General features: G+C 68.4%; 8 protein-coding genes. 3 read left to right on the top strand and 5 right to left on the bottom strand.

What is annotated here, in order from left to right:
- Positions 1-111: 111 nt before the first annotated feature.
- The 3 genes from MT490_RS14825 to MT490_RS14835 form a co-directional block, all read right to left on the bottom strand.
- On the bottom strand, positions 112-843 hold the full coding sequence (locus tag MT490_RS14825; protein WP_297389281.1) for a molybdopterin-binding protein: 732 nt from the start codon (positions 841-843) through the stop codon (positions 112-114).
- Positions 840-1553 carry a cytochrome b/b6 domain-containing protein gene (locus MT490_RS14830; RefSeq protein WP_297389303.1) on the bottom strand — a complete coding sequence of 238 codons (714 nt, stop codon included), beginning with the start codon at positions 1551-1553 and terminating at the stop codon, positions 840-842. The genes MT490_RS14825 and MT490_RS14830 overlap by 4 nt, the downstream gene beginning before the upstream one ends.
- A 151-nt stretch (positions 1554-1704) precedes the next feature.
- A complete protein-coding gene (locus MT490_RS14835) occupies positions 1705-2511 on the bottom strand; it encodes a sulfite exporter TauE/SafE family protein (protein ID WP_297389284.1) in 807 nt (268 codons plus the stop codon).
- Between the two features lie 75 nt (positions 2512-2586).
- Between MT490_RS14835 and MT490_RS14840 the strand changes: the two genes are divergently transcribed.
- Positions 2587-3204 (top strand): class I SAM-dependent methyltransferase, encoded by a 618-nt coding sequence (locus MT490_RS14840; protein WP_297389288.1) that lies wholly within the window; start codon positions 2587-2589, stop codon positions 3202-3204.
- Here the strand turns inward: MT490_RS14840 and rlmN are convergent.
- Entirely contained in the window at positions 3201-4409 is a 1209-nt protein-coding gene (gene rlmN / locus MT490_RS14845; protein WP_297389291.1) for a 23S rRNA (adenine(2503)-C(2))-methyltransferase RlmN, read from the bottom strand. The genes MT490_RS14840 and rlmN overlap by 4 nt on opposite strands.
- 171 nt (positions 4410-4580) lie before the next feature.
- Between rlmN and MT490_RS14850 the strand changes: the two genes are divergently transcribed.
- Together MT490_RS14850 and MT490_RS14855 are read left to right on the top strand one after the other, a co-directional pair.
- Complete coding sequence (locus MT490_RS14850; RefSeq protein ID WP_297389294.1) at positions 4581-4976, top strand: DUF4168 domain-containing protein; 396 nt, start codon at positions 4581-4583, stop codon at positions 4974-4976.
- A gap of 92 nt (positions 4977-5068) precedes the next feature.
- Positions 5069-5620: a hypothetical protein gene (locus tag MT490_RS14855; protein ID WP_297389297.1), complete on the top strand. Its 552-nt coding sequence runs from the start codon at positions 5069-5071 to the stop codon at positions 5618-5620.
- Positions 5621-5835: 215 nt separating this feature from the next.
- Here MT490_RS14855 and MT490_RS14860 read toward each other — a convergent pair.
- On the bottom strand, positions 5836-6235 hold a 400-nt coding region (locus MT490_RS14860; RefSeq protein ID WP_297389300.1), incomplete at its 5' end, for a hypothetical protein.

A 6235-nucleotide genomic window follows, 5' to 3' on the forward strand; every position in this document is an offset into this window, starting at 1 on the left:
GCCTTTTGCTGCACGATTGGCGAGTCTTTTAGGCGCGCAGACGCGCGCACCCACCCCCTGCCCCTCCCTGCAAGCAGGGAGGGGAGCCTTCAACCTGAATGTCGATCCGCCCTAGATTCCGGCGTACCATTCGTAGCCGTTCGAATCCTCCCAATAGCCGCCCTTGCCCGCGCCGATCCCGGCCAGGCTCGCCACCGCTTCGACGCGCATGACATATTTGGCGTGCTTGTAGCCGAGCTGGCGCTCGACCCGGAGCCGCACCGGCGCGCCGTGGCCGACGTTCAGCGGCGCGTCGTTCATCGCCCAGGCGAGGATCGTCTGCGGGTGGAAGGCGTCGATCAGGTCGATCGACTCGTAATAAGGCTGGCTGCCGAAGCGATCGGCGCAGTGGAAGACCACATAGCGCGCGGAATCGCGGATGCCCGCCAGTTGCAGCAGCGTCTCGAGCCGCGGGCCCTGCCATTTGCCGATCGCGCTCCAACCCTCGACGCAATCGTGCCGCGTGATCTGCGCGCGCTGCGGGAGCGACTGGAGCTGGGCAAGGCTCAGGCTGAGCGGACGCGCGACGAGCCCGTCGACGCGCAGCCGCCAGTCCGCGAAGCGGTTCGCGGCTAGCGCATTGTATTCAGGCGTATTGGGGCTCGCATTGCCGTTGACGCGGAAGATCGGGCTGCGCTGTTCGGCGCGGAACTCGCGGGCGAGCGCGGCGCGGCCGGTGATCGAGCGCTGGAGGAAGCGATGCGCCTCCTCCGCGCGCATCAGCACCGGGCTGTCGGTGAGCGAATCGCACCCGGTGAGCAGCGAGGCGCCGGTGCCGACGAGCAGGGTGCGTCGGGTGATCATTCGTCGTCCTCGGGCAGGCGCCACCAGCCGGTGACCATCGAACGCACTTCGTTGATCGGCCCGGCGAGGATCACCAGCGTCAGATGGACCAGGACGAAGACCGTCATGCACGCCATCGCGATGAAATGGACCGAACGCGCCGACTGACGGCCGCCGAACAGGTCGGCGAGCCAGGGCCACATGCCCGGCGAGATCGCCAGCCCCGAGACGATCAGCAGCGGGATCAGCACGAAGACCACGCCCGCGTAGCTGAGCTTCTGGAAGATGTTGTAGGCGCGCGGGTCCTCCGGATCGTGGACGCGGAGCGCCAGATGCGCCTTGAAGTCGCTCCACAGCGCCCGGGGCGCGAGCTCGCGGCGGCGGATGCTGAGGTCGCGCTGGAAGTGGCGGTTGGCCAGTCCGGCGATCATATACGCCAGCAGCCCGAAGCCGAGCACCAGGGCGAAGAACAGATGCCAGTGGCGCGCGCCGGCCAGGCTGTAGTGGCTCGGGATCGTCGCCCAGCCCGGGAAACGCGGCAGCTCGAGCCAGGCGGGGTCGAAATCGGCGCCGAAATGCCCCCAATAGAGCCGCGGATGCGCGTTGAAGATCATCAGCCCGCTGGGAATGAGGATCAGGATCGCGAGCGCGTTGACCCAGTGCCAGATGCGCGTGAAGAGCCGGTGGCGATAGACGGGCTTGGTCACGTCCCCGTTATGCCGCGGACGCACGGCAGGCACCAGCGTCCATTATCCTCCCCCGCCAGGGGGAGGTGGCAGGCGCAGCCTGACGGAGGGGGCGGAAGCACGACGGCCATTTGGTCGCTGACCTCCCCCTCCATCGCCTTCGGCGACACCCCCCTGGCGGGGGAGGATAAGGCGCTCAGCTATATGCGCGCACGAAGAAGACGAGCGTGGTCGCGCCGGTCACCAGCAGCGTCCAGACGCGCACCATCCGATGCGACAGCCGCTTGCCGAGCAGCGCGCCGAGCCAGCCGCCCGCGATCGAGCCGAGCAGCATCGGCAGGCAGGCCCACCACCAGACCATCGCAAAGCCGATGAACACGAACGCCGCGGCGAGATTCGCCACCGCCAGCATCGTGGTGCGGATCGCGAACAGCTCGCGCGGGCGGATATTGGCGAGCAGCCCGTAGACAGCGGTGGTGATCAGCCCCACCCCGCCGCCGAAATAGCCGCCATAGATCCCGAGCAATGCCTGCGTCACGACCAGCGTCGGCCGCCCGATGGTGACGCGCGCATGGAGCCAGTCGGCCGCGCGCTTGCCGAACACCATCACCGCGAAGGCGAAGAGCAGCAGCCAGGGGATGATGATGTCGAAGGTCTCGGTCGGCGTGAGCACGAGCAACAGGCTGCCGACCAGCCCGAAGGCGAAGGTGATCGCGGCCAGCAGCCGGACCGACATGCCCGCCACCGGCCCCAATTCGTCGCGATAGGCCAATGCGCTCGCCCCCGCGCCGGGCAGCAACGCGACGTTCGACGTGGCGTTGGCGATGTTGGCGGGCAGCCCGAGCGCGATCAGCGCCGGCAAGGTCGCAAAGGTGCCGCCGCCGGCCAGCGCGTTCATCGCACCGCCCACTATGCCGGCGCCGGCGGCCAATGCTAGTGAAAATGGGTCCACAATCAATCCGTTCGCGCTGAGCTTGTCGAAGCGCCGTACTTCCTTTTCCATCGCAGGGAAGAAAGAACGGTGCTTCGACAAGCTCAGCACGAACGGTAGGGATATTCCGGATCAGACGGTGGAGACATGCGTATGAACGATGTGCTGGCCGATTATGCCGCAGCGGCGACTCCGGCGCTGATCGCTGGCTATGACGCCCTCCCTCCGGAGCAGATCTATGCCTCCGTGCGCGACCTTCTGCCGGTCGCGCCCGCCCGGATCGCCGATATCGGCGCCGGTACGGGCCGCGACGCGGCCTGGTTCGCCGGGCAAGGGCATCGCGTACTGGCCGTCGAGCCGGTGCGGGCGTTCCGCGAGGCGGGGATGGCGCTCCATGGCGACCGGATCGAATGGCTGGACGACCAGCTTCCCGATCTCACCGGCCTACAGTCGCACGGGCCCTTCGATCTCGTGCTGCTATGCGCTGTCTGGCATCATCTCGACACCGCCGGCCGCGCGCGTGCCATGCCGGTCCTCGCACGGGCCACGGCGCCGGGCGGCCGGCTGATCCTGTCGCTGCGCCACGACCCGGAAGCGGATGGCCGCCTCAGCTTTCCTGCGCCACTCGAAGAAGCGATCGACCTCGCGCATGCGACGGGCCTCCATCCGATCCGCCGGGCCGAGACCGAATCGGTGCACCCCGAAAGCCGGGCAAAGGGAGTCCGCTGGACCTGGCTCGTGCTGGCGAAGGGCGGGGGGCGTTAGCCCAGAGCCGCCTGCTTCTCCTCGGCCAGCCGATCCAACTCGGCGCGGCTCTTCTTCTCCGCCGCGGTCTTGAGTTGGCCGCACGCCGCGTCGATGTCGCGGCCGCGCGGGGTGCGGACCGGGGCCGAATAGCCCGCCTCGAAGATGATGTTCGAGAAGGCGCGGATCCGCTCGGGGGTCGAGCATTCATAGGGCGCGCCCGGCCAGGGGTTGAACGGGATGAGGTTCACCTTGGCGGGCAATTTGTACTTCTTGATCAGCCGGACCAGCTCGTGCGCATCCGCGTCGCGGTCGTTCTTGTCCCTGAGCATGACGTATTCGAAGGTGATCCGCCGGGCATTGTTGGCGCCCGGATAGTCGGCGCAGGCCTGGAGCAGCTCCTCGATCCCGTATTTCCGGTTCAGCGGCACGATCTCGTCGCGCACTTCCTTGGTCACCGCATGGAGCGAGACCGCGAGGTTGACGCCGATCTCCTCGCCCGCGCGCGCCATCATCGGCACCACGCCCGATGTGCTCAGCGTGATGCGGCGCTTCGACAAAGCGAGGCCATCGCCGTCCATGACCAGCTTCAATGCGTCGCGGACATTGTCGAAATTGTAGAGCGGCTCGCCCATGCCCATCATCACGATGTTGGTGAGCATGCGGCCCTCGGGCTGGCTCGGCCATTCGCCGAGCGCGTCGCGCGCGAGCATCACCTGCCCGACGATCTCGGCCGGCAGCAGGTTGCGCACCAGCCGCATCGTGCCGGTGTGGCAGAAGCGGCAGTTGAGCGTGCAGCCGACCTGGCTCGATACGCAGAGCGTGCCGCGGTCCGCATCGGGGATGAAGACCATCTCGTAATCCTGGCCGTCGTCCGAGCGGAGCAGCCATTTGCGCGTGCCGTCGGTCGAGACCTGCGCTTCGACGACCTCAGGCCGCGAGATCACGAAGCGCTGCTCGAGCCAGGGCTGCATCGCCTTGGAGATGTCGGTCATCAGCGCGAATTCGGTGACGCCGCGATTGTAGATCCAGTGCCAGAGCTGCTTGGCGCGGAGCTTGGCCTGCCTGGACTCGAGCTGCGCGGTCTCGAGCGCCATGCGCAGATCCTGCTTCGACAGGCCGAGCAAGTCGATGCGGCCGTCGGCACGCGGCTTGAATTCCCGCGGAACGGGCACGGGATCGATGTGCCCCGGAATGGGCATGGGCGCGGCCGACACTGTCTGCATGCGCGGCCATGTAGTCGATTTCGCGGCCGAATTCCACTCCCCGGGCGCAAAAGCCGCCGCGAAGGGCTGCTCCATCCCGCTTCTGCCACGCCGCGTCGCGGAGCGGTTGCCCCGGCGGCACCCCGCCGTCCAGCTTGGGCATAGGGGGCGTACCCAATTCGGAGCGTTAGTATGCAGTTTCGTACCTCGATGATCCTCTCCGCGGCGCTGTTGTGCGCACCGGCGGCGATGGCACAGACCCAGACCTCGCCGGCGCCCGCCGAGCCGGCACCCGCCGCGCCGGCGCAGAGCGGCACCACCGGCGCCGGCACCGCCGCCGCCACCGTTAGCGATGCCGAGATCACCCAGTTCGCCACCGCGGCGCTCGCGGTCGCCAAGGTCCGTCAGGACGCGGCGGTCCCCGATGCCGACAAGAACGCCAAGATGGTCGAGGCGATCACCGCCTCGGGTCTCCCCCCCGCGCGCTTCAACGAGATCGCGCAGGCGATGCAGGCGGACACCGCGCTCAACAAGAAGATCCAGGACGCGGCAGCCGCGCAGCAGCCGGCAGCGGCCACACCCAAATAAGGCCGAACCGGGCGGCGGCGCTGTCCGTCGCCCGGGGCTTTGCCAGCCGAGGGCGATTCGCCTATAAGGCAGGCATTGCGAGGAGGCCGCCCATGCGTCTGTTGACCGCAACCCTGCTGCTCACCACGCTCGCCGGCTGCGGCGAGAACGAGACCAAGGAACCCACCGCCGCAAATGCCGCCGCCAATGGCGTGCTACCCGCCGGACCGGTGACCAATGTAAGCCAGGTCGACGCCGCCGCGCTGCCGCCCGAGCTGCGCGCGCTGGCCGAGCAGACCGTGCCGGGCATGACCATCGACGAGGTCGACCGGAAACAACGCCAGGGCCGCATCTATTTCGACATCGAAGGCAAGCGCCCCGACGGCAGCGAAGTCGAGCTCGACGTGCTGCAGGAAGGCAATCGCTTCCGCGTCGTCGAGATCCAGCGCGACATCGCCTGGGACCAGGCCTCGCCCGCCGCGATCGCCGCCGCCAAGGCCGCACCGGGCAGCTTCACGCCCGAGCGCGTGATCGAGAGCAAGCAGACCGAGGACGGCAGCATCATCTACGAACTCTTCGCCCCCGGCCGCCCCGACGAACCCGCGATGGAGATCCGCCTGCGCGACGGCAAGGCGGAAGTGCTCCGCGAGCGCTGGGCGCATTGAAGAGCGGAGCGCACGACAATCAGCCCCTCTCCCGTAGGGAGAGGGTTGCGCAGACTTAGGTCCGGCGTAAGCCGGGCCTAAGTCGGAGCTGGGTGAGGGGTTTCGCCCTCTCGATAGTCCCGGAACCCCTCACCCAGCTACGCTAGGCAGCAAGCTGCCAAGCTTCGCTACCTCTCCCACAGGGAGAGGAAGAAAATGGATGACGCAGGCGCGGCCTAACCCCGCCCCGCACACCCCAGGGCCGCCGCGTCGATCGCGGTCGCCGCGCCCTTGAGCGCATAGGTGTCGGCGAAGGGGACGCCATTGGCCGCGACGCTCTCCACGCTCATGCTGCGCCCGTCGCGGATCGCGGCCACCACCGCCGCGTCGGTGTGCGCGTCCGGCGCCCAGGCGTCGGCGTCGCCCGCGCGCAATTCGAAGCGGCGCTCGCCGATCGCGAGCGTCACGCGCGCATTGGCGGCGCGCGGACGGCTGAGGCGGATATGGAGCTGGTTGCGCACCCTTTGCCCCGGCCAGGTGGCGATGCTGGCGAAGGGCTGGGCGCTGCGATAGCGCTCCACCGGCCGCGCGATCGCGAAGCAACGCAGCGGCGAGGGATCGCGGAATGCGCCCCAA

The organism is Sphingomonas sp. (genome assembly GCF_026460985.1).
Taxonomy (GTDB): Bacteria; Pseudomonadota; Alphaproteobacteria; order Sphingomonadales; family Sphingomonadaceae; genus Sphingomonas.

Coding starts and splice junctions, on each gene's coding strand:
- MT490_RS14825 (WP_297389281.1), bottom strand. CDS start 843: ATGATCACCCGACGCACCCTGCTCGTCGGCACCGGCGCCTCGCTGCTC.
- MT490_RS14835 (WP_297389284.1), bottom strand. CDS start 2,511: ATGGAAAAGGAAGTACGGCGCTTCGACAAGCTCAGCGCGAACGGATTG.
- MT490_RS14840 (WP_297389288.1), top strand. CDS start 2,587: ATGCGTATGAACGATGTGCTGGCCGATTATGCCGCAGCGGCGACTCCG.
- rlmN (WP_297389291.1), bottom strand. CDS start 4,409: ATGCAGACAGTGTCGGCCGCGCCCATGCCCATTCCGGGGCACATCGAT.
- MT490_RS14850 (WP_297389294.1), top strand. CDS start 4,581: ATGCAGTTTCGTACCTCGATGATCCTCTCCGCGGCGCTGTTGTGCGCA.
- MT490_RS14855 (WP_297389297.1), top strand. CDS start 5,069: ATGCGTCTGTTGACCGCAACCCTGCTGCTCACCACGCTCGCCGGCTGC.